The organism is Chryseobacterium sp. FP211-J200 (genome assembly GCF_001643375.1).
Taxonomy (GTDB): Bacteria; Bacteroidota; Bacteroidia; order Flavobacteriales; family Weeksellaceae; genus Epilithonimonas; species Epilithonimonas ginsengisoli.
The window spans coordinates 105,445-127,307 of sequence record NZ_LSHB01000028.1 but is presented as its reverse complement, the minus strand read 5'-3'; the positions used below and the strand labels follow the sequence as shown (position 1 = coordinate 127,307).

The following is a 21,863-nucleotide window of genomic DNA, read 5'->3' as shown; positions in this document are numbered from 1 at the left end:
AACCACTTTCGAGTGGTTTTTTTTGTTTCATTATGTTGCTCATGATTTGGGAAAAATGACCTATCTTAGTTTTAAAACATAACCAAATGCATCCTTTCTCCGTCACCTTTGACATGGCCGACCATGTTGTATTTAAAATAATTTCTGCTCTGCTAGCTCTATTTATCGTTGGAACCTGGCTTTATCATTCGAAAGAAATCAAATTGGTACTTAGAATAGGTGGTGCTGCGATTGGTGGCTTTGCAAGTTACTGTGTTGCGATATTCTTCTTCGTACTTCTGCAATTTTCTTACACCACAGTCAAAGATAATTTTGACCCCAATAAACAATCTGCAACAATCATTGATTACAGAACATCTATCAGTGAATCAACCACCAGAACTAAAAAATCAATAGGCACAAGAAAACGCAGAAATACTTACTACAAACCTTTATTGGAATATAAAGGAGCCGATGGTACAATCAAAAATACTTTTGGTGACGTGTCATTCAGCGCAAATAACAAAAAACCAATTGGGGAGAAAGTAGAAGTGATCGTAGAAACAGGGAAAGTGAGAATGATAACGCCTATCAAGAATTTTACATTTGTCACCAACATTGTTGTGGCTTGCTTCCTCATTATTTTCTATTATATTTTCTATAATTATGCTAGGAGACAATCATTTGAAGGCGTTGGAACATTTGCACTTTCGGTATTTGGTTTTGTGGTCTTCCCTATTGTATTTGGAATTTTGATCTATCTATTTTTAAGTATTGGTTATGAGTATTTTTTCTTAGATAAGAGATTCGTGAGCAAAAATGTGGCGATCCTATTGTCTGGATTTGGGATTTTTCTGGCGTTGTGTTTTGTTGGTTATGTTAGGTTTTTTATAGAAAATATGTTTCTCAAAAAACGGAAGAAATCAAAGAAGAAGAAAAAAAAGGAAAATTTAATATAAACCTTTTTCAAATCTTTCAAATTTCATTAAAAAAATTAAAAATGAATTTAAAAACCATCCTCTTCTTCATTCTTCTCGCTTCTGTAAGTTGTAAAAAATCTGATGAAAATATGGTATAGACAGAGAAGCCAAATCCTGTTGTAAAACCAAATTACAAAGATTTCTTAGTCATAATTCAGCAAAAAAGCAACTCAGAAATTCCGGATTATTGGCAAAATACGCCTTGGACTTTCGGCGAAACTTCGCGCGAACCAAAGAAAAGAAGCATTGCTTGCGGCTATTTTGTAACCAATATTTTGAGCGATTATGGTTTTAACATAAAAAGAGCTTATCTCGCTCAGCAAACTTCTTCGCTGATAATCAAATAATTGTCTGCCGATGTCAAATATTTTGCTAAACGAGAAGATTTGGAAAATTATCTTTTAAATAAAGAAAAAAATCATATATATATATCGTAGGTCTCGATTTCCATACCAGTTTTGTGACGCGGGAAAACAATGATACGTATTTTATTCACTCAAATTACATTAATAATCAATGTGTTGTAAAAGAAAAACAGTAACTTCAAAAACACTGAATGCATCAAAAACTTTTATGATCGGGAATTTGAAATTTTAGATTAATATCTACAAATCGAAAATGAAATGCTACGAATTGTAATAGTTTAGCAGTTTGAACTACTTGTTTTTGACATTTGAAAGATAATGAACTACACAAGTCCACTAATTTATAAGTTAAAAAAACAAAATATTTATCTCACCCATGAAATTAACATTTATAAAAACAATATTATTATTCGTTTGTAGCTTTAGTTATTCGCAAAATAATGACAGTATAAAATGGGAAAAAGACAATCCCAATTGGGAAAAGCGGTTATTTTCAAAACCAGAATTTTCAAATAAAATCAAAGTCTCAAAGTCAGATAGTACGATGGATCTTTACATGTCAATGACAGCCGAATGCAGAATTTTTGGCTACCAAAAACCAAACAAAAATTCCAAAAGATTGATATTATTTTCTATTTGGACTTTTGATGTGAAAGATAACCCTTGCAATTGTCAGTTTGGTTCCTATTATGAAACATCATCTATGGAAATGGAATTGAAATATCTTGGAAAGGAAAATGCTTTTGTGAAAGCAGCATTAATGAAAAATAAAAAACAAATAGCCATTGTTTTCTTTGAAAAGAAGTGGATAGAATTTGTTGATTAATAATATCAAAGTTACAAACAAGAAAAAAAACGACAACTTCTAAAGCGCTGAATGCTTCCAAAACTTTTATGATTGGGAATTTGACACATGCTTTGAGATCAATTATTCATTTCAAAATCTTCAAACTATTTCCGAGATTAGCTATCTTTGTTTTATGGATTTACAATACCTCGTAAGAGAACCTCAAAATATCACTTCAGAAACACCAATTTTATTTTTGATCCACGGATACGGAAGCAACGAACAAGACCTCTTCAGTTTTGTCCCTACTTTGCCAGAAGATTGGTTGGTCGTGAGTTTCTGCGCACCACGAGATTCAAACAATGGTGGCTATGCCTGGTTTGACATCGATTTTATGAGTGAGGAGAATTTCCTAGACGTGCCTCAGGCAGAAGATGCTGTGAAGCAGGTCTTGGAGAATATCATGAAAGTCTCCAACCATTATGGATTGACGAACAACAAAACACATCTTTGCGGTTTCAGCCAAGGTGGAATGATCGTGTATTCTTTGGCTTTGCATTATCCGGAATTTTTCTCAAAGATAGCATTGCTAAGTACTTTCCCAGAAGACCGATTGTTGAAAGACATAATGAAGGACAAAAAGAAGTTGGAACACCTGAGATTCTTCGTTTCTCATGGTACGGACGACGCTGCAATCCCGTTGGAATGGGCAAAGAAAGGTGCAGAATTGCTTTACGACCTGAGCGCCTACTTCTCTTTCCGAGAATATATGGCTGGACACGGCGTGAATCAGAAAAACTACATCGACCTGATGGAGTTCTTCAAGAAATAAATTGCCTATTGCAATTGGCCAACTGTTGTTTACTTTTAAACAAAAATCCCGATCAATGTAACTATGATCGGGATTTTTTATTTTAAATATTTAAAGTTGAATTTTTCTAAATTCTAACTTCTATTTTAAGCATTCATCAAGTCTTCAATTTCCTCAACAGTGATCGGAATATTTGCCATCAAGTTGAAAGGCGTTCCTGAAGCTTGGATCACATAATCGTCCTCGATTCTCACACCGAAACCTTCTGCCGGAATGTAGAATCCTGGCTCATTTGTGAAGACCATGTTTTCTACAAAATCATCGGTCAGGATTCCGTAATCATGCGTATCCAATCCCATGTGGTGAGACGTTCCGTGCATCATAAATTTCTTGTAAGCTGGCCATTTTGGATCTTCGTTTTGAATGTCAGCTTTGTCGATCAAGCCTAATTGCAATAATTCAGCCGTATAAACTTCGCCCATTTCCTTATGAAATCTGTACCAGTTATTTCCGGCAACCAAGCGTTGTTCTGCTTCAACTTTACATCTCAAAACAGAATTGTAAACTTCTTTTTGTCTATCAGAATATCTACCGTTGACAGGAATTGTTCTTGTCAAATCACTGGAATAATTTCCGTACTCTGCACCAACATCCAAAAGGATCACATCACCATCCTTACACTGCATATTGTTTGCGATGTAATGTAGGACATTTGCATTGTTTCCGCTGGCGATGATTGGTGTATAAGCAAATCCTTTACTTCTGTTTCTTACAAACTCATGCATCAATTCTGCTTCGATCTCGTATTCCCAAACGTCTGGTTTGATAAAACTTAACAATCTTCTGATTCCTTTTTCCGTGATATTACAAGCGTTTTGGATCAATGCCAATTCTTCCGGTTCCTTGATGCTTCTCAAACGTTGAAGAATTGGATTACTTCTTTTGTAATTGTGCATCGGAAAATCAGCTTTTATTTTCTTGATAAAACGATCTTCGCGGGTTTGTGTCTCTACAGAACTCCTGTAATGTTCATTTTTATTGAGATAGACATTCTCTGCTTCGTACATCAATGTTTTGAAGACCTTATCAAAATCGCTCAACCAATAAACAGTTTTGATTCCCGAAGTTTCAAAGGCCTGATCCTTGTCCAATTTTTCACCTTCCCAAACTGCAATATGCTCGTTGGTCTCTCTAAGGAACAAAATCTCACGGTTCTCCTCAAGATAAGCATCCGGAAAAATTACCAAAATACTTTCTTCTTGGTCCACACCACTCAGATAAAAAATATCGCGGTGCTGCTGAAAAGGCATTGTAGAATCGGCACTGATCGGATAAATATCATTGGAATTGAAAACAGCTAGAGATTTTGGCAATAATGCATCTGCAAATTTCTTTCTGTTTTTTACGAATAATGAACTTGGGATCTGTTCGTATTTTGTCGTCATTTTTAAATTTTATTTTAATTAAAATATTACTTCCTTCGAAAATAGAAGAAATGTTAAAAAGTGTCCCAAATTTACAAAACCTAAAAAGATTAAATTTAAAAGCTAACCTTAAATTTTTCATAAAATACAATTTAAGATAATACTAAACTTTAAATTTTCTATATTTGAGAAAACATAAGTCTCCAGATGAAAAATAACTATAAGATCATTCTTGTGTTCTCACTGATCTTCCTGAGTGTATTGAGCTACAAGCTCAGCGCAAAGAAGATCAAATCAGACAAAGTCTTGCCCGAACCGAGATTGCAGTACAACTTTTACAACGACATCGACTACAAAAACAGTCCACTGAAGCTGGATATCTATCAACCAAAATCCCGTAACAAAGGAAAATCTCCCGTGGTGATCTTTGTTCATGGCGGCGCTTGGGACAAAGGGGACAAATCGATGATAAGAAAGAACTTCCGAGAGTATATTTTACAGGAATTGTTGGAAAATGAATTCACAGTGATCAGCATAGACTACACATTGCTTGATCAAAATACACACCTGGAAAAACCCCTTGAAGACACAAAAGATGCTATAAAGTGGGTCAGTAAAAATGCCGAAAAATACAATCTGGACATCAACAACATGGGAATCTGGGGCGGATCTGCGGGCGCTCACATCGCATTATTAACAGCCTACAATCAAAAAAATGGGAACAGCAGCGATGCAGAATTACAATACCCAAACCTGAAGTACGTTGTTGATTTCTATGCACCAACAAATCTGAATGACCTTTTCAAAACCGATGCGAACGGTCTTCTACTGAGTTTGTTCAAGATCTACTCACCAAAAAAATTCCAAACCAGGCACGAAAAAATGATACAGCTGACCGGATTTGATATCAATACTCAAAAAGAAGAGGTCGTAAAGAAGAATGCAGAATACTCTCCCATCAACTACGTTTCAAAATCTACCGTTCCTACACTTATTTTCCATGGCACAGAAGATTCCGTTGTAAGCATTGTCCAATCCCAACAATTGGAAGAAGCATTGAAAACCCATAAGGTGCCTTACAAATTCTATACGGTGGAAAATGCAAAGCATACTTTTGGAAATCTCGATCTGGCAGAAGCGAAAGATGTTTCTAAAAAAACAGTCGATTTTATAAAATCGCATACGACTTATGGAAACTAAATATTTTGGTTTGAGGAAATGGTTTTCAATATTTTCTGTATTGATCGTTACAATGATGAATTCGCAGACCACATTCAGGATCACTGACATTCCATCTGACAATACGAAGGGCTTGAGAATTTTTATGGCTTCTAACATCAATGATTGGAAACCGAATGATGAGAGATTTGAGTTCAAGAAAAACGCAGAAGGTTTTTATAGTTTAACGATTCCTGCCCAAACCGGAAAGATAGAATACAAGATCACGCAAGGCAATTGGGACATTGCTGAAACAGACGAAAATGGAAATTCAATTCAAAATCGCGTTTTAGAAAATTCTGACAAATCTCAAATTGTAGAATTAAAGATCTCTGACTGGAGTGCTCCGAAAGAGAAAAAACACACGACCACTTCCAATGTAAAGATCCTAAGCGAGAACTTTACAATCCCACAACTTAACACAACGAGGAAGATCTGGATCTATCTCCCACCCGATTACGAAACTTCGAAGACAAAATATCCCGTGATCTACATGCACGATGGGCAAAATCTCTTTGACGAATTCACCAGTTTTTCAGGAGAATGGAGCGTGGATGAAACCATGGATGAGATCTACAAGGCAATGGGAAAATCTGCCATCGTTATTGGAATTGATAACGGCGGTGACAAACGATTGTCCGAATATTCGCCTTGGAATAATGTAAAATATAAGACGAGCGGCGAAGGTGATCTTTATGTTGATTTCCTTGCAAAGACTTTAAAGCCTTACATCGACAAAACTTACAGGACCGAAAAACAAGCTTCCAAAACTTTGATCATGGGAAGTTCTATGGGTGGATTGATCTCGCTTTATGCCTCTGCCAAATATCCGACTGTTTTTGGAAAAGCTGGGATTTTCAGTCCAGCGTTTTGGTTTGTTTCAGAGAATCTGAAGAAGTATTTGAACATTAATAAAAACAATCTCAAGAATTCTAAATTCTATTTTGTAGCCGGAAAAAATGAGGATGAAACAATGGCGCCGGAAATCGAAAATGTGAATGAATTGTTATTAAAGAAATCTGTTCCTGCCAAGAATATCATTGTGAAGATAGATGAAGACGGAACACATTCCGAAAGCTATTGGAAGCGGGAATTGAAGGCGAGTTTGATCTGGCTTTTGGAGTGAAGTTATCACCCCTTACAAATCTAAGTAAGACTTTGACTTTCTTTTGGAATGACAAAATTTCATTCTGATAACAGATCGTGTTTTGCGTAGAATTTGCAGCCCGACTTATCTCTATTCTTTTTATTTTTTTATTTGAATCGATGAACCACTTCGTTAGGTTTGAGTGGAAATCCTTTTTTGTGGCTGGACTAGCGAAGGCAAAAAGATTGGGAGCGGAAGGCGGATAAAGCTGCCCCAATAAATATTAATATTAAAAGCACACTTGCAACACCAAAATTGCTTCCTAAAAATCCAAACAAAAACACTAAATTTGCAGCATTTATGGAAAGTAACAGACAACGCAAAGTAGCACAGATCATTCAGGAAGATATGGCGGAGATCTTCCGCAAACAGGCATCAGAAAGCAAACAGAGCTTTTTGGTATCGGTTTCTGACGTGAAAGTGACAGCCGATCTCAGCATCGCAAAAATATACCTCAGCATTTTCCCTGCAGAATTGAGACAGCCAATTATGAAGGAGATCAATACCAACAACGCCTATTACAGGAATTATATTGGGCAAAAGATGGCAAAGCAGGTGCGCATTATTCCTCAGTTGGCATTCTACATCGATACAACAATGGATGATGTGGAACGCATCGAAAAGGAGCTGAAAGGCGAAGGTGATAATCCGATTCTTTAATTTTTCGCAGGATTGAAAAATGCTTTTTACATAGCATCGCGCTACCTTATTTCTAAAAAAGGAAGTACAGCAGTTACGTTTATCACGTGGCTCGCGGCATTTGCTATGGTGGCAGCTGTGGCGGCAATGTTCATTATCATTTCGGTTTTTTCAGGTTTGGAGGAACTGAATAAAGATATGATCGCCAATCTGCATGCGGACCTTACGATAAAAAGCAAAACAGGAAAAGTACTTCCTGATATTGACAAAATAGAAAAAGCACTCCGAAGCAATTCTGGTGTTGCCAATTTCTCCAAAGTCATCGAGGAAAAAGTCTATCTTGGTTATAAGGACAATGGAGAAATTGCCTATTTGAGAGGCGTGGATTCCGCTTACATCCACGTGAATCCCATCAATGAAACTATTTTTTACGGGAAATATCCGGACTTCAAATATAATAATGAGGTGATCATGGAAAATGGTCTGGACAACAGGCTATCGCTTCCTGTGAACTCCAGTCAGGATTTTGCAACGATCTTGATGCCGAAACCTGGGAAAGGGATCATCCAGCAGGAGAATGACATCTTCAACAAAAAAGACATTTACGTAAGCGGGATCTTCCCAGGAAATGACCAGCTCAACAACTACATCATTGCGCCGATAGAGCTTTCTCAAGAACTTCTCGGGCTTCCCAAGGCGGCTTGTTATCAGATTGTCATCAAACTGAAAAGCCCGGTAAATTCTGAAGTAATCAAGTCAAATCTGATGAAAGAGTTTGGCGATAAGATCATTGTCAACACAAAATCTGAAGAAAACGCCGCGTTTTGGAAGATGATCAACACAGAAAAACTGATGATCTACTTGATCTTTGGATTGGTCATCTTCATTACGACTTTCAACTTGGCTGGTGCCATCACAATTCTCCAACTCGATAAGAAAGAACAGGCAAAAGCACTGATCGCTTTAGGTTTTAACAGAACAGACCTGCGATTGACGTATTTCTTCACTGGCTTGCTGATCGTATTTTTTGGATTGATCTGTGGGCTCGTTATTGGTTCTGCCATTTCTTTCATACAGATCAAAACAGGATTTTTCCAGGCGAGTGAGAACCTTGCTTTCCCTGTCCGAATTGAAATATTCAATTACATTATCGTTTCCGCAGTCGCACTATTTTTTGGGCTCATTATCTCTCTTCTTTTTTCCAAAGTCAACAAGAGATATCTTGTTGAGAAGTAACTGAGCGCTCTTAATTCAATTATTAACGTTGCTTTTGTCAATCAAATTTAATTTGTAAACAGACAAAAATTGTTTTAACTTAAATTTTACTTAAAATTAAAAGAATTTTAAAATTAGTAAAAATTAAAATCTAACTTTACGCCCTAATTTTTTGAAATGAAAAAATCTATACTTATTTTATTTGTTGGAATTTTTGGGATTGCAAATGCTCAGATTCCGACGGGTTACTATGATGGCACATCTGGACTTACCGGTTATACACTGAAGACTAAACTTGGCCAGATCATCACCGCAGGCTACAGCCAGCATACTTACGATGAACTGGACGGGGAATATCCAAAAAGTGATGCTGATAAGTATTATGAAAATGACAATACAATACTTGACATCTACTCCGAAAATCCAATCGGTCCAGACCCGTACAATTACACATTTGGCGTAAAAAAATGTGGCAACTATGCAGTAGAAGGTGATTGCTATAATAAGGAGCATACTGTTCCGCAGAGTTTATTCAATCAAAAATTACCAATGAGGAGCGACATCCACCACGTCCTTCCTACAGATGGGAAAGTGAATGGATACAGAAGTAATTATCCCTTCGGTAAAGTAGCCAATCCATCTATTACTTCTAAAAATGGTTCTAAACTTGGACCTAATGCCACACCTGGTGCTACCTATTTCGGTTCTGTTTTTGAACCGATCAATGAGTTCAAAGGGGACATTGCAAGATGTCTTTTATATTTTGTGACGCGTTATCAAACTCAACTTTCTAGTTTTTCCAGCGGAAATATCCTTAATACAAGTAATGTGAGCCAGGGATTGGTGACTTGGGAACTCAATCTTCTTTTGCTTTGGCATCAGCAGGATCCGGTATCACAAAAGGAAATTGACAGAAATAATGCAGCCTATTCCTATCAAAAAAACAGAAATCCATACATTGATCATCCAGAATGGGTAACCGAGGTCTGGGGTATTTCGCCGCTAGCTGTAGACGATGCTGTTTTTTCCAAAAACCTGAACATTGCTCCAAATCCTGTAAGAGGTAACATCATCAATGTAACGGGTGACAAGGATCTGAAGAAATTTAACAAGGCGTTTATCTATAATATGGTGGGACAAAATGTTCAGACCATAGAGAATCCTTTCCAAAACGGAAATACAATACAACTTAATAATTTGCCAAAGGGAGTTTACATCTTGAAAACTGGAGAGTTAAACACCAAGTTTGTTGTAGAATAATTAATTGAACGTTATCATTAGCTAAAGACAGAAAACAATTTCTGTCTTTTTTTATTTTACAATTATAATATTCTGCATTTCTTGAAATCGTGAATAAAAAATTATTTAACATTTGCAATTCTGGTTCAATGTTAGGAACTTTAACAATTGTATCTTTTATATAATTTATATCTTTGCCTTCCTAATTAATTTTAATGAAAAAAATAACTTTATTTTTAGCTTTCGGGATTTCCGCTTTAGGATTTTCTCAAGCTCCCGCAACCTACTATGATGGTACGAGTGGACTTACAAGTTTTGCTCTGAAAAACAAGATCAGTGAGATCATCACCAATGGCCACCAGGACAAAGGTTACAATTGGACTGTATTTTCCACAGCTGACCGAGATAAGTATTATGAGAAAGACAATACTGTTTTAGATATTTATTCAGAAAATCCAACTGGGACAGACCCGTACAACTATACGATAGGATCCGATCAATGTGGTTCTTCTAATGGTCCAGAAGGAACATGCTACAACAGAGAGCATACAATTCCGAAATCTACTTTCGATGACGAAATACCTATGCACAATGATTACCACCATCTTCTAGCGACCGACTACCAAGTGAATGGTAAAAGAAGCAACTATCCTTACGGTGAAGTTGGAGCAGCTAGCTGGACCTCAAAAAATGGCTCCAAGTTAGGATCAAGTAAATTGAATGGCTACGGAGGAACAGTTTTCGAACCGATCAATGAGTTCAAGGGTGATATCGCCAGAATCTATTTTTACTTTGCGACACGTTACGAAAACAACATCCAGACTTTCGTGTATGACATGTATGACGGATCTAAGACCAAAGTTTTCGCAGAACCTTTCCTATCCATGTTATTGAAATGGAATCAGCAAGATCCGGTATCCCAAAAGGAAATCGACAGAAACAATGCTGTTTTTGCTTATCAAAAAAACAGAAATCCATACATCGACCATCCAGAATGGGTGACAGAGATCTGGGGCGCTGCACCTTTAGCTGTTGATGATGCTTCTTTCTCAAAAAATCTTACTATCGCTCCAAATCCTGTAAGAGGAAATGTGATCGCTGTGACTGGAGACAAAGATTTGAAACAATTCAACAAAGCGATGATCTACAATATGGTGGGACAAAATGTTCAAACGATTGAAAACCCTTTCCAAAATGGAAACACGATCACGCTAAACAATTTACCGAAAGGAATCTATATCCTGAAAACAGGCGAACTGAATACGAAATTCATTGTAGAATAAAATTTACAGCAAACTCTATAAAAGGCAGATATTCACATTTCTGCCTTTTTTGTTTTCTATGCGGACCGACTTTAACAATTATTATGAAACTCATTTTCAATTTGGCATCTATCTTGAAAATAGATTAACAATAAAATTATAAATAATGAAAAAAATATTTATTACAGCATTATTCGTAGGAACATTCACTTTGGGATATGCGCAATCAGATTACTACAATGACTATAGAAGGAGTGTCACAGATGTCAACTGGCAAACCGTAGCAGTAGATCTTGTACTGTCTGTTACCCAAGCTGATCAATTATACGCTTTGAATGACAGATATTCGGATTATAATGCTTGGAATAATGCCTATGCTACCAATCCCGACAGATGGAGAACGGATAGATACACAGAGATCGAAAGGATCCTTGGCCCAACAAAGTACACCAAGTTTAAAACGAAATACTACAAAGGAAAAAATCCAGTTGCCGTCTACAACAGCAACAAATACAAGGACAAAAGATACAAACACATCGATAAAAAAGCAAAAAAGTACAAACACAAAAAAGGCAATAAGCGCAAAAATAAATAAGAACCATATCAAACAGTTGTTTACCACAGCTGTTTTTTTGTATCTTGAAGTTTCAAAATCTTTATACAATGAGACCTAATCGATTATTCAAATTTTTATTTTTTGCCTTCATTCTCAACTCTCTCCTATTCTTTGGTCAGGAAAAACCATATTGGAAAGAGATACAGGAATTCAAACAACTCGATCAGAAAAATGGAATTCCAAAGAAACCAATCCTCCTGGTAGGTAGTTCATCTTTCACAAAATGGACAGACGTCAGCAATTACTTCCCAGGCAAAAAGATTGTAAACCGCGCGTTTGGTGGATCAAGATTATTGGACCTCAATAATTATTCTAATGAATTACTGGATCCTTACAAACCGAAACAGATCATCATCTATTGTGGCGAAAATGATGTTGCGATGGAAAACCCAACTGCTGCAGAAGTTTTCGGAAGGTTCAAAACATTCTTTGAAACAATCAGAGCAAAATATCCTAAAGTTCCAGTGGCGTATGTTTCCATCAAATATTCACCAAGTCGTGAACAATTTTGGCCAATCGTAACAGAAGTGAATCAAATGATAGAATCTTATCTTAAAACTCAAAAAAGAACAGACTACATCGACATTACAAAAGTGATGAACGATACAGACGGAAAAGTGAGAACAGATATTTTCCTGGAAGATATGCTTCATATGAAACCGGAAGGCTACCAACTTTGGACAAAAGTAATGGCACCTTACTTGAAATAGCTTTCGAAAGCCTCCTATAAATCTTTAAATGCTTCGAGAGCCTCAGCATGACAATTGAAGTTTGTCAATCTGAGGTTCTCGAAGACAATAAAAAGAATTTTTTTATTTTCTATTTGTATTTATTCTAAATTACTTTATATTTGCAGATATGAATCAGCCAGTTATCGCATTTAGAATTGCACCTCTCGCACCAGCATTTGGAAATACAGAAGATATGTATTGTGGAAAAAAGACCTGTTGTAAGAAATTCAAAAAAGGAAAACGCTGCAAAAAGTGTCCTGGTCGCGAAAAGATCAGTTAAACATCAGCCAGATGATCATAGCAGCCAATGCTAAAAATATAATTAAGGAAACCAGTCTTTTAGATTTGGTTTCTTTTTTTTGAGCTTTCGGGAAAGATTCGGATGGATTGCTCAATGTTTCTTTTTGTTCAGAATTGGATTCATTTTCTGCCAATTCTGTAATGGTGATGCCTTGAACGATTGTTTTGTGAAGAATCGTATTCGTCGCGTGTAGCAAAATCTGAAACTTACCTTGAGAATCAAATTCCTTAATTCTTATGGTTCGTTCACCATTCGGTTTTTCCAATCCGAAAGGAACGATTTTTACCAAGTCAGCATCATAAGTGTTCCAATAGATCGTGATCTCCTCATCTTTCTGAGCACGGATCTTACTGGCAGAGAAGTTCTTGATCTTCGGAGGCAAAATACTTTTGACATTGCGTTGCTGGCTGCCAAGATTTTGGTCGTAGATCCTTTTTCTCTCAGGATCGGTGAGCGTTTCGTAAGCTTCCTTCACTTCCTTGAAACGGTCGGAGAAGTAGTCATCGTTCTCATTTTTGTCCGGATGGTATTTCAAAGACAATTTCCGATAGGCTTTTTTGATGTCTTCCGCAGAAGCATTTTGAGGGATCCCGAGAAAGTAGTAATAGTCCTTCACAAAACAAATTTAACGATTTAACCCGTTCAAAAACAAAAAACGGAAAGCATAACTTCCCGTTTTTTTCTAACAATTTAATTTAATTTCCTAAAATTACTCCGCTTCCGCAGTTCTGCGCTGGCAGCAACCTCTTCCGAATTGCCTTCTCACTTTCTCTTTCAGCGAGTTGTACTCATCGTCATTCATCGTTCTGATACGGTCTGCAAATCCGAACGGCGTTCTTTCCTTCACATCATATTCGTCAAAAATTCCTCTTACGAATGCTTTTCTTTTTTGCGCTTTTTTTGCGATGATGGCGATGGCGGCCAAACCTGCGATCGCTAAAATTCCTTTCTTCATTTTATTTAAAATTTTACGTTTTACATTTAGGAAGACGCCATGTGACTTTGTTTACCTTAAAATTTTTTTTTGGGCGTCTTTATCCGCCCTCCGTTCCCGCTTTTTTTGCCATCACTTTTCCAGCCGCAAAAAAAGAGCTCCACTCAGGTCGGGGCGCGCTTCGCAGAGTTGGAAGTTTTGTGATTGATTGAGGTAGTTACCTACTTTCACAAATTAACCTAAATTTGGATTGCATTAAAACTATATCAATGGAATGGAAACCAATCACTCTCGAAGAATTGTCTCTTGAAATTTCTAAAGCAGAAAGCGAAATGAATTTAGAACTTTTTAATTTGTGGACAAAGTAAAAACTACTCCATGCAAATGGGCAGAACGTGAAATGGGCAATGAAGGAAGTGGTTTTTGGGTAATTGCTGAATACAAAGATTTAGTATTATATTACAATGATATCGAAGATGGATTTAATATTTCTCATTTTGAAAAACATGGGGAAATTGATGAATATCACGTAGAACAAGATGAATTATATTTTGCAATTCTCAAACTTTTGAAGTTGTAATATTTAATAAAATACACTTATTAAAGCCTATGAAACAACGTTTAACTCACAAACAAAAAGCTTTGCAATCGCAAAGCTTTTTTTATAGAATTCGTTTTCATAAAGTCGAAAGCACCTCTTTCCTAATGAATGCCCGATCTTTCGAATCTTTTATCGATGTTTTAATTAACGTGTAACCAGCAAATCCAAAACATCCAAAACCGCATTTAGCCAAATTTAAAACTAATCTACAATAAACATCATATACTCTTCATATTTTCTCACTCTTTCCAACCAACTTTTTATATATAAAAGCAACCTATAATAATACTCCGCTACCCTATAACAATACTCCAGCAACCTATAATAATAGTCGGCTAACCTGTAACAATAGTCGACTAACCTGTAATAATACTCGGGTAACCTGTAATACTACTCCTGTAACCTGTAACAATAATCGGCTAACCTGTAATACTACTCCGATTACCTGTAACAATACTTTTTAAAAATCTTATTATATTTACTTTAATAAAAACACAAATAGATATGCTAAGAAAGAAACGCGGGAATCTAAGACCTTCCCAAAGCAGCCTTGTATTACATCTGACTCCTATCCTGACACTTCGCCAGATTACATTTCCTTACGCTTTTATTACCAAAGCAGGTATCAGTGGAAATTCTGCGCAGAAAATGTTGAATGGCGAAGCGGTACAGATCAACTTCCGACAACTGACGGCCCTTTGCGTTGTCCTCAACTGCACACCCAACGACCTTTTTGCAAGGCGTGATCTGCAACCTGCCGAGGGACATCAACTCAATAAACTGCAAGATCTGCACGCGCCATTGGTAGATCCGAAAGATTTTTACAAAGAAAAAAGTTTGGAAGAACTCAAGGCGATGGGAGAATTATAAACGATAATGATCGTCTTTGCTTGCTGGTGAAGGAAATCATCATACCCTTGATCATCAAACAAAAAAGCTTTGCAATCGCAAAGCTTTTATTCTAATTGGTTTTCATAAAGTCGAAAGCACCTTTCCGTAGATGGATTCCGTGCTCCAGCCAGGCTTTCATACAAGTAAGGAAATTAGCCCAGCCTTCGGTTTGTCCGATTACCCATTTGATGCCTTTCTCATCATTTTGGTGACCCTCTTCGGAAACCTTAACAACAGAATCATTTTCAGAAAGTTTCTGTAGTTCTATCGTGACCACAGATTTTGGATCCCAGACAAAAACAATCTTTTCATTCGGGACGGTCTCTTTGGTCGTCAGAGGATAAGAATCTTCGAATTCGGGAAATTCCCAAAAGATTTCTTTTCCAACTTCCATTCTTCCGGAACCTTTGGAAATGAAATAATTTTGCATGATCTCAGGATTCACAATCGCTTCAAAAATTTCTGAAACCGGTTTCTGAATTCCTATAGAAGCTTTTGCCGTAAGTTTGGTTTCCATAGACTTCAAATTAAAATGACTACAACTATTTTATTCTAAGCTGAGTTTCTGCTCGCATTGATATTTCCAAACAATGATCGCATCACAAGCTTCTCATAACTTTCGCGGTTACCTTCGCCTTTCTGGATCTTGATCAACGCATATTGCTGAATACTCAGAAGCGGAAGCACTATCTTCTCACGGATCTTCACTGATTTTCTGTTCAATGGTTCTTCCTGCATCAATATCTTATAACCTGTCAGTTCCAACATCATTTCCTTGGAAAGAGAAAACTCAGAGAAAAGGATATTCCAAAATTCGCCAAACTTAGGATTGTTTCTCATATAGTAGGTCAGCGGGAAATAGGTTTTGTTCATACTCATCATTGAGTTCAGCACCAAGGTCTTGAAGAAATCCGAACCTTTGTAAAGTTCTTTGATCTCATCAAATCTTCCTTCATCCATCAAAGTTTTCAAAGCAAATCCAAACCCAAAGAATCCAGGCACGTTTTGTTTCAATTGTGCCCAAGATCCAACGAATGGAATCGCTCTCAAATCCTCGAACTTCAGTTCAGAACCCGCGCCTCTTTTGCTTGGACGACTTCCGATATTGGTTCTTCCGTAATATTCCAATGTACTCATTTCCTGAAGATAAGGCACAAACATTGGATGCGCCTTCAGGTCAGAATATTTTTGGTAACTGATGTCTGCCAATTCCGAGATCAAGTCCCGTTCTTTATCATTAAGGTCTTTCTTGGTGCTTTTAAACACATCATTCTCGATCCCAGCTGTCAACAACTGTTCGAAGTTGAATTTCGCCTGATCCTTATTTCCAAAAACACTTGTGATGGTTTGTCCCTGGATGGTCAACTCAATCTGATTGTTGGCAATGGTTTTTCCTTGCGACGCGTAGAAATCGTGGGTTTTTCCGCCACCTCTTGCCGGCGGTCCACCTCTACCGTCGAAGAACACGACTTTCACGCCGTTATCCTCAGAGATCTTGGTCAATTTTTCTTTTGATGTATAGATCTGCCAGTTCGCTTTCAGGTAACCACCATCTTTTGTTCCATCGGAGAAGCCAAGCATGATGATCTGCTTGTTGTTTCTTCTTGCAAGATGCTTCTTGTAAACTGGATGATCATACAAGGTTTTCATCACGCTTTCAGATTTATCCAGACCTTCCATCGTTTCAAACAATGGCACAATATCAATATGGATATCTTCGTCGGCATAACCGCAAAGTTTCATCATGACATAGACATTCATTACATCTTTCACCTCATCAGAATTGGAAATGATATAGCGATGCATGCCTCGCTCGCCATTGTTTCCCTGAATAGTTTTGATATTATAAACACTTTTTAAAGTTTCGCAGGTCATTTCGTCTTCGAAATCTTGAGGATTCAGAATGGCGCCAGATTCCAACAATAGGTCGATCTTCTCATCATTCGTTTTAGAATCAACATCTTCATTGATGACCTTTTTGAAAATATCATCAATGACATTTTGATGGACCCTGCTGTCCTGACGGATATCGAGCGTTGCAAAATGGGTCCCGAAGATCTTTACACGATCTCTGAAATCATCCAGAACATCAAAGAAAAGTCCGTTGTGTTCTTCTTTCAAAATCTTTTCAGCGTTATCGAGTTCGACGATGATCTCGGCTGCAGAAATCCTTGCATCTTCCTGGAAAATCGAATCGTAGATTCTTTTGCTAACATTTTTTAAAACATCAGAAACGCCACGGAAACTCAATCTTCTTCTGACAATTTTCAAATGTCCATAATAATCCTTCAGGATTGATATTCTCAATTCCTCAGCCACTTTCATTGTGATATCAGCCGTTACGAAAGGATTTCCGTCGCGGTCACCACCTGGCCAGAATCCCAACTGAATGATATCCGGACTAGGTGTGTAACTGGAGGTTCCAAAAACCTGTTTGATCTTTCTATAAAGTTCACCAATACTTTGGTAATAGACATATCTCAAATAATAAATGATGCTCAAAGCTTCGTCCAAAGGCGTTGGTCTTTCCTTGTTCACAAAAGGTGTTTTTCCCAATTGTTGAAGCAAAGTATCGATCTGCGTCACCGAGTCATTGATGATCGCATCACGTAGATCATGGATAATTCTTTGCACCGCATTCGGATAGAACTGCGTTGGGTGAGCGGTGAAAACAATTTTGATCGCAAAATCATCCATCTTCTTTCTGATTGCCGCGAGATGCTGATCCTGGTTGGCGCGGTCGTACATATTCATGACCGTTCCGGAATCACTTTCGGAGTGCAATTGCTGGAAAGCCGCATCTTCTATACTGTCAAAAAGTACAACTTGTCTTTCTATATATTGGATGATCTTGAAGAGTAGTTCCAGTTTCTGATCTTCGGTTTCCAGTTCTGTGTGTTTCTGGAAAAACTCTTCAACAATTTCTTCAGGAGATTTACCTTGCTGATAACCTTCTCTGCTTTCTTCCGCTAGAAAAGGGAGCAACATCCCGATGTTTGTCATTTTATCATAGGGCAGACTCATGAAGAGTGAATTGTAGATCTGAAACTTATTTTCTACAATCTGCCTGAATTTTTCAATTTTCTGATCGTTTAGCATTTAACAAAAATAAAAGATAAATTGTAAAATCAGTCGTCCGAAATGTTATTTTTATCTTAATATCTACAACATATTACGATTAATACAAACATTGCAGCTAGAAAAATCTTAATTAGGCATTTTCTAAAACTTCGATGATCTCTACGCCGTATTTTTCGATTTTAGCTTTTCCCAATCCTTTTACATTTTCGAGATCTTCAAAATTACTCGGTTTGTGTTTTGCGATAGCCACAAGATGCGCATTATGAAAAATAATGTATGGCGGCAGTTGGGATTCCTTTGCTTTTTCTGCTCTCCAATTTTTTAGTTTGTCATAGATGATCGTTTCCTCTTCAGAAAGCTGTTCATCAGGATTGACATTCGTTTTACTGGATGTTGGTTTTATTTGTTTTTCCTCATAATTAATAAATACAGACCAAAAATTAATATCGCCTTGTACCAATTGCGTATTCAAATCGACGATGTCATAACGCTCCAGATAATCATTCAAAATAGCTTCGTCCATATTTTGGAACTGGTCAGAAATTCTGATCTTCAAAACTTTGACTTTCATTATATTATATTTTAAAGTAAAAATCCTCGGCAAGCTGTTAGACTTGCCAAGGATGTAAAATATCAATTATTTGGTTCCTAAAAGAAGAAGTTCTTCTATCCTGATCTCTGTCAAAAAACGTTTCGTTCCGTCTTTGTCATCGTAAGAGCGATAAGTCAGTTTTCCTTCTATGGCAATCTCTTTTCCTTTTGGAACATATTTTTCCAGAACATCTGCGGTTTTCCCGAAGGCCACGACATTGTGCCATTGCGTATCCTCTACCCTTTCACCTGCTGCATTGATGTAGAAATCATTGGTTGCAAGTGTGACCGTTGCTTTTTTGTTTCCATTTTCGAAATTAAAAACTTCAACTTCCTTTCCTGTGTGACCGATCAATGTCACTTTGTTTCTTAAAGACATAGCATTAAATTTTTTAAATTAAACTTTTAAAATCAGGTCGTGTTGTCTGTTTTCCTGATTTCCTTGTTGCAAATTTTCAACAAAAAGAAAACCCGAATCGGTAGAAAAGTATTTATATCCGTTTGTAATCGTTTGTAAATGGAATGATTTTTATAATTTTGAGATAAGACCAAATCGATGAAAAAAAATATCAAAACAATCCTCATCCCTTTTCTCACATTCATTTTCCTGAACAACTGCGAAAAAGGAAAAGAGAAAACTGTCGCTCACAACTATGACAATTATCTCAACAATTCCATTTGGCTCATAAAGAATGAGAAATTGATCGGATTGGAAACTGACGAAAAGCAATTTATTTTGACGAAGAAAAACGATACTGCGATGATCTGGAATTTCTCGGCGGTAGAATTCACAGATAAAAATAAATTCAAAAGTTATAACAGTTGGGAATGTGGCAACGACTGCTTCACAGCGATTGACGGAAAGTATCAATTTGTGGAAGCTTCGAAAATTGAATTTCAGATCGAGAATATTACAAGGACCGGAACTTGCGAAGCACCTGTAGAACATTTTGCAAAACCTAAGATCATCACGTTGAATGTGGAGAAATTTGGAGACAGTCTTGTCCTTAATAAAAATTAAAACTGGCTTTATGAAATTAATATTGACCTTAATGACATTTGGTGTTTTCACTTTCGCACAGACTTCAACAGAGAAAAAGATCGGAGTGGAAATCGATGGCGATTTTTTAGGAGATGGTAAGAAAATCACTGCCACTGCAATCAAAACAAAAGAAGAAAAAGGAAATCCAATTGAAGATGGAACGCCTGCTGAATACGAAATTCGGTTTTCTGACAACAAAATCAAACCGATAAAAGCAGGTTGTTGCGAGATCATTCTCATCAATGAAGGCGATTTGAACAACGATGGAAAAGACGAAATTTCTGTTTATCAAGCGCCGATGAATGGCTGCACTTATGCGATGACGACCTCCTCTTTCACCAATGGAAATTGGAAAAAAACCGTTGATACTTTTTTGATTCCAACCGGCTGCGAAGTCATTATTAATGCTGATTTGCAAAAAATGGTTTTCCGAGAGAACAAGCAAATCTATTATCTTGAAAAAGATATGAGCGATGAAAATGGGAAATTGATTAAGAAAAAAGTGAAGGAGAAATGAAGAAAAACGAGCTATTTTCTTAAATTAGGTCTTTAAAAACACACAAATGGAAACCCAAACGTGCCCAGAATGCGGCGACAAGATCATCGGCAGATCCGACAAGAAATTCTGTTCTGATGCTTGCCGCAACGCCTTCAACAACAAACAAAATAAAAACTCGACCAACTACATGCGGAATGTGAACAACAGACTTCGCAAAAACTACCGCATCCTTTCTGAAAATAATTTTGAAGGAAAATCAAAAGTCAATCGTCTTAAACTACAGAACGCCGGTTTTGATTTCGATCTCATTACGCAGATCGTGACCTACAAAAACGGTTCTCAATACTTTTTCGTTTATGATCAGGGTTACAAGATCCTTGACGGCGATTGGGTACTTATTGTAAAAAAGACCGATTAAACTATGATTTTTATTTTTCTGATCCTTCTATTTGTTTTAGCAATCTATCTTTATAATCTTCCAATTTTCGGAGGAGAATTTTCTGGCAAACGATTGGTCCGGATGAAGCAATCTCCAAATTACAAAAACGGAACTTTTCAAAATCTCAGCTTTACACCGTCGCTGGCAGAAGGTTTTACGATGCGAAAAGTACTATGGGAATTCTTGACCGACAAAACGGAAAATAAAAAACCAAAATCAGTTCTACCGACCGAAAAAATTGATCTAAAAAACCAACCGATCACTGACAATTTTCTGGTTTGGATGGGACATTCTTCGTATTATTTTCAAATGGATGGAAAGCGGTTTTTGGTAGATCCCGTTTTCAGTGGCAATGCGTCGCCTATTCCTGGAACTACGAAAGCTTTTGTGGGAACGGATATTTATTCGGCGGAAGATTTTCCTGAGATTGATTTTCTGATTATCTCTCATGACCATTACGATCATTTGGATTTTAAAACGGTCAAAAGCCTTAGACCTAAGATCGATCAGGTCATTTGTGGATTGGGCGTTGGCTCGCACTTTGAAAAATGGGGTTTTGATGAAGATCAAATCATAGAACTAGATTGGTATGAAGATGAGGAAATCTCGAAAGGATTCCAGATCACTTCTACGCCAGCCAGACATTTCTCGGGCCGACGATTTAAAAGGAATAATACGCTTTGGTCTTCTTATGTTTTGCAAACACCGACTCAGAAAATATTCCTTGGTGGCGACAGCGGTTATGATTTTCATTTCAAAGAAATTGGAGAGAGATTTGGACCTTTTGACTGGGCAATCTTAGAAAATGGTCAGTACAATGAAAAGTGGCGCTACATTCACACTTTGCCAGAGGAATTCAGCCAAGTTGCGGAAGACCTTAATGTAAAAAATGTATTGCCTGTACATTCTGGAAAATTTGCATTGGCGCAACATGCGTGGAATGAACCTTTGGAAAAAGTCTTCGAAAACAGCCGAGGGAAAAGCTTCAAAATCTCTACGCCGATCCTTGGTTCAAAACTGGATTTGAAAGATGAGAATCAAAGTTTTACGGAATGGTGGAAGTCTTAAAAT

General features: G+C 37.1%; 25 protein-coding genes. 18 read left to right on the top strand and 7 right to left on the bottom strand.

Annotated features, from left to right (window positions below):
• Nucleotides 1–86 precede the first annotated feature (86 nt).
• The 3 genes from AXA65_RS10355 (at nucleotide 87) to AXA65_RS10345 (ending at nucleotide 2,943) form a co-directional block, all read left to right on the top strand.
• Complete coding sequence (locus tag AXA65_RS10355) at nucleotides 87–938, top strand: hypothetical protein (protein ID WP_063970018.1); 852 nt, start codon at nucleotides 87–89, stop codon at nucleotides 936–938.
• Between the two features lie 762 nt (nucleotides 939–1,700).
• Nucleotides 1,701–2,150, top strand: coding sequence for a hypothetical protein (locus tag AXA65_RS10350; RefSeq protein WP_063970017.1), 450 nt, complete (start codon nucleotides 1,701–1,703; stop codon nucleotides 2,148–2,150).
• A gap of 154 nt (nucleotides 2,151–2,304) precedes the next feature.
• The gene (locus AXA65_RS10345; protein WP_063970016.1) at nucleotides 2,305–2,943 is read left to right on the top strand and encodes an alpha/beta hydrolase; all 639 of its coding nucleotides are present in this window, start codon (nucleotides 2,305–2,307) and stop codon (nucleotides 2,941–2,943) included.
• Nucleotides 2,944–3,068: 125 nt separating this feature from the next.
• On the opposite strand, the gene AXA65_RS10340 is transcribed toward AXA65_RS10345, so the two are convergent.
• Nucleotides 3,069–4,367, bottom strand: a complete 1,299-nt coding sequence (locus tag AXA65_RS10340; RefSeq protein ID WP_063970015.1) for an aminopeptidase P family protein — start codon at nucleotides 4,365–4,367, stop codon at nucleotides 3,069–3,071.
• Between the two features lie 186 nt (nucleotides 4,368–4,553).
• Here AXA65_RS10340 and AXA65_RS10335 point away from each other — a divergent pair, with 186 nt between their 5' ends.
• The 9 genes from AXA65_RS10335 to AXA65_RS19905 all read left to right on the top strand — a co-directional run bounded on the left by AXA65_RS10335 (nucleotide 4,554) and on the right by AXA65_RS19905 (nucleotide 12,693).
• Nucleotides 4,554–5,546, top strand: coding sequence for an alpha/beta hydrolase (locus tag AXA65_RS10335; RefSeq protein WP_063970014.1), 993 nt, complete (start codon nucleotides 4,554–4,556; stop codon nucleotides 5,544–5,546).
• The gene (locus tag AXA65_RS10330) at nucleotides 5,536–6,690 is read left to right on the top strand and encodes an alpha/beta hydrolase-fold protein (RefSeq protein ID WP_086048163.1); all 1,155 of its coding nucleotides are present in this window, start codon (nucleotides 5,536–5,538) and stop codon (nucleotides 6,688–6,690) included. The genes AXA65_RS10335 and AXA65_RS10330 overlap by 11 nt, the downstream gene beginning before the upstream one ends.
• 321 nt (nucleotides 6,691–7,011) lie before the next feature.
• Entirely contained in the window at nucleotides 7,012–7,371 is a 360-nt protein-coding gene (gene rbfA / locus AXA65_RS10325) for a 30S ribosome-binding factor RbfA (protein ID WP_063970013.1), read from the top strand.
• Nucleotides 7,372–7,383: 12 nt separating this feature from the next.
• Nucleotides 7,384–8,586 (top strand): ABC transporter permease, encoded by a 1,203-nt coding sequence (locus tag AXA65_RS10320; protein ID WP_063970012.1) that lies wholly within the window; start codon nucleotides 7,384–7,386, stop codon nucleotides 8,584–8,586.
• A gap of 156 nt (nucleotides 8,587–8,742) precedes the next feature.
• A complete protein-coding gene (locus AXA65_RS10315) occupies nucleotides 8,743–9,825 on the top strand; it encodes an endonuclease (protein WP_063970011.1) in 1,083 nt (360 codons plus the stop codon).
• Between the two features lie 194 nt (nucleotides 9,826–10,019).
• Entirely contained in the window at nucleotides 10,020–11,087 is a 1,068-nt protein-coding gene (locus AXA65_RS10310) for an endonuclease (protein WP_063970010.1), read from the top strand.
• Nucleotides 11,088–11,232: 145 nt separating this feature from the next.
• Nucleotides 11,233–11,661: a hypothetical protein gene (locus AXA65_RS10305; protein ID WP_063970009.1), complete on the top strand. Its 429-nt coding sequence runs from the start codon at nucleotides 11,233–11,235 to the stop codon at nucleotides 11,659–11,661.
• A gap of 68 nt (nucleotides 11,662–11,729) precedes the next feature.
• A complete protein-coding gene (locus tag AXA65_RS10300) occupies nucleotides 11,730–12,392 on the top strand; it encodes a GDSL-type esterase/lipase family protein (protein WP_086048162.1) in 663 nt (220 codons plus the stop codon).
• 148 nt (nucleotides 12,393–12,540) lie between these two features.
• Complete coding sequence (locus AXA65_RS19905; RefSeq protein ID WP_165596592.1) at nucleotides 12,541–12,693, top strand: hypothetical protein; 153 nt, start codon at nucleotides 12,541–12,543, stop codon at nucleotides 12,691–12,693.
• Here AXA65_RS19905 and AXA65_RS10295 read toward each other — a convergent pair.
• Nucleotides 12,686–13,330, bottom strand: a complete 645-nt coding sequence (locus AXA65_RS10295) for a DnaJ domain-containing protein (protein WP_063970008.1) — start codon at nucleotides 13,328–13,330, stop codon at nucleotides 12,686–12,688. The genes AXA65_RS19905 and AXA65_RS10295 overlap by 8 nt on opposite strands.
• Nucleotides 13,331–13,423: 93 nt before the next feature.
• The gene (locus AXA65_RS10290) at nucleotides 13,424–13,669 is read right to left on the bottom strand and encodes a hypothetical protein (RefSeq protein ID WP_063970007.1); all 246 of its coding nucleotides are present in this window, start codon (nucleotides 13,667–13,669) and stop codon (nucleotides 13,424–13,426) included.
• Nucleotides 13,670–14,003: 334 nt separating this feature from the next.
• Here AXA65_RS10290 and AXA65_RS10285 point away from each other — a divergent pair, with 334 nt between their 5' ends.
• Together AXA65_RS10285 and AXA65_RS10280 are read left to right on the top strand one after the other, a co-directional pair.
• On the top strand, nucleotides 14,004–14,228 hold the full coding sequence (locus AXA65_RS10285) for a hypothetical protein (RefSeq protein WP_063970006.1): 225 nt from the start codon (nucleotides 14,004–14,006) through the stop codon (nucleotides 14,226–14,228).
• Between the two features lie 525 nt (nucleotides 14,229–14,753).
• On the top strand, nucleotides 14,754–15,119 hold the full coding sequence (locus AXA65_RS10280; RefSeq protein ID WP_063970005.1) for a helix-turn-helix domain-containing protein: 366 nt from the start codon (nucleotides 14,754–14,756) through the stop codon (nucleotides 15,117–15,119).
• Nucleotides 15,120–15,210: 91 nt separating this feature from the next.
• Here AXA65_RS10280 and AXA65_RS10275 read toward each other — a convergent pair whose 3' ends face one another.
• From AXA65_RS10275 to AXA65_RS10260, 4 genes are all read right to left on the bottom strand, one after another.
• Nucleotides 15,211–15,657: an SRPBCC domain-containing protein gene (locus tag AXA65_RS10275; RefSeq protein WP_063970004.1), complete on the bottom strand. Its 447-nt coding sequence runs from the start codon at nucleotides 15,655–15,657 to the stop codon at nucleotides 15,211–15,213.
• Between the two features lie 35 nt (nucleotides 15,658–15,692).
• A complete protein-coding gene (locus AXA65_RS10270; protein ID WP_063970003.1) occupies nucleotides 15,693–18,239 on the bottom strand; it encodes a phosphoenolpyruvate carboxylase in 2,547 nt (848 codons plus the stop codon).
• A 112-nt stretch (nucleotides 18,240–18,351) separates the two neighbouring features.
• Nucleotides 18,352–18,792, bottom strand: coding sequence for an HRDC domain-containing protein (locus AXA65_RS10265; protein ID WP_063970002.1), 441 nt, complete (start codon nucleotides 18,790–18,792; stop codon nucleotides 18,352–18,354).
• A gap of 66 nt (nucleotides 18,793–18,858) precedes the next feature.
• On the bottom strand, nucleotides 18,859–19,191 hold the full coding sequence (locus AXA65_RS10260) for a single-stranded DNA-binding protein (RefSeq protein WP_063970001.1): 333 nt from the start codon (nucleotides 19,189–19,191) through the stop codon (nucleotides 18,859–18,861).
• A gap of 177 nt (nucleotides 19,192–19,368) precedes the next feature.
• On the opposite strand from AXA65_RS10260, the gene AXA65_RS10255 reads away from it, so the two are divergent.
• From AXA65_RS10255 to AXA65_RS10240, 4 genes are read left to right on the top strand one after another with little or no spacing between them, the layout of a single operon-like run.
• Nucleotides 19,369–19,833 carry a hypothetical protein gene (locus tag AXA65_RS10255; RefSeq protein WP_063970000.1) on the top strand — a complete coding sequence of 155 codons (465 nt, stop codon included), beginning with the start codon at nucleotides 19,369–19,371 and terminating at the stop codon, nucleotides 19,831–19,833.
• A 10-nt stretch (nucleotides 19,834–19,843) separates the two neighbouring features.
• Nucleotides 19,844–20,371, top strand: a complete 528-nt coding sequence (locus AXA65_RS10250) for a hypothetical protein (RefSeq protein WP_131797801.1) — start codon at nucleotides 19,844–19,846, stop codon at nucleotides 20,369–20,371.
• Nucleotides 20,372–20,417: 46 nt separating this feature from the next.
• A complete protein-coding gene (locus AXA65_RS10245; protein ID WP_063969998.1) occupies nucleotides 20,418–20,771 on the top strand; it encodes a DUF2116 family Zn-ribbon domain-containing protein in 354 nt (117 codons plus the stop codon).
• A gap of 3 nt (nucleotides 20,772–20,774) precedes the next feature.
• The gene (locus AXA65_RS10240) at nucleotides 20,775–21,860 is read left to right on the top strand and encodes an MBL fold metallo-hydrolase (RefSeq protein WP_063969997.1); all 1,086 of its coding nucleotides are present in this window, start codon (nucleotides 20,775–20,777) and stop codon (nucleotides 21,858–21,860) included.
• Nucleotides 21,861–21,863 lie beyond the last annotated feature (3 nt).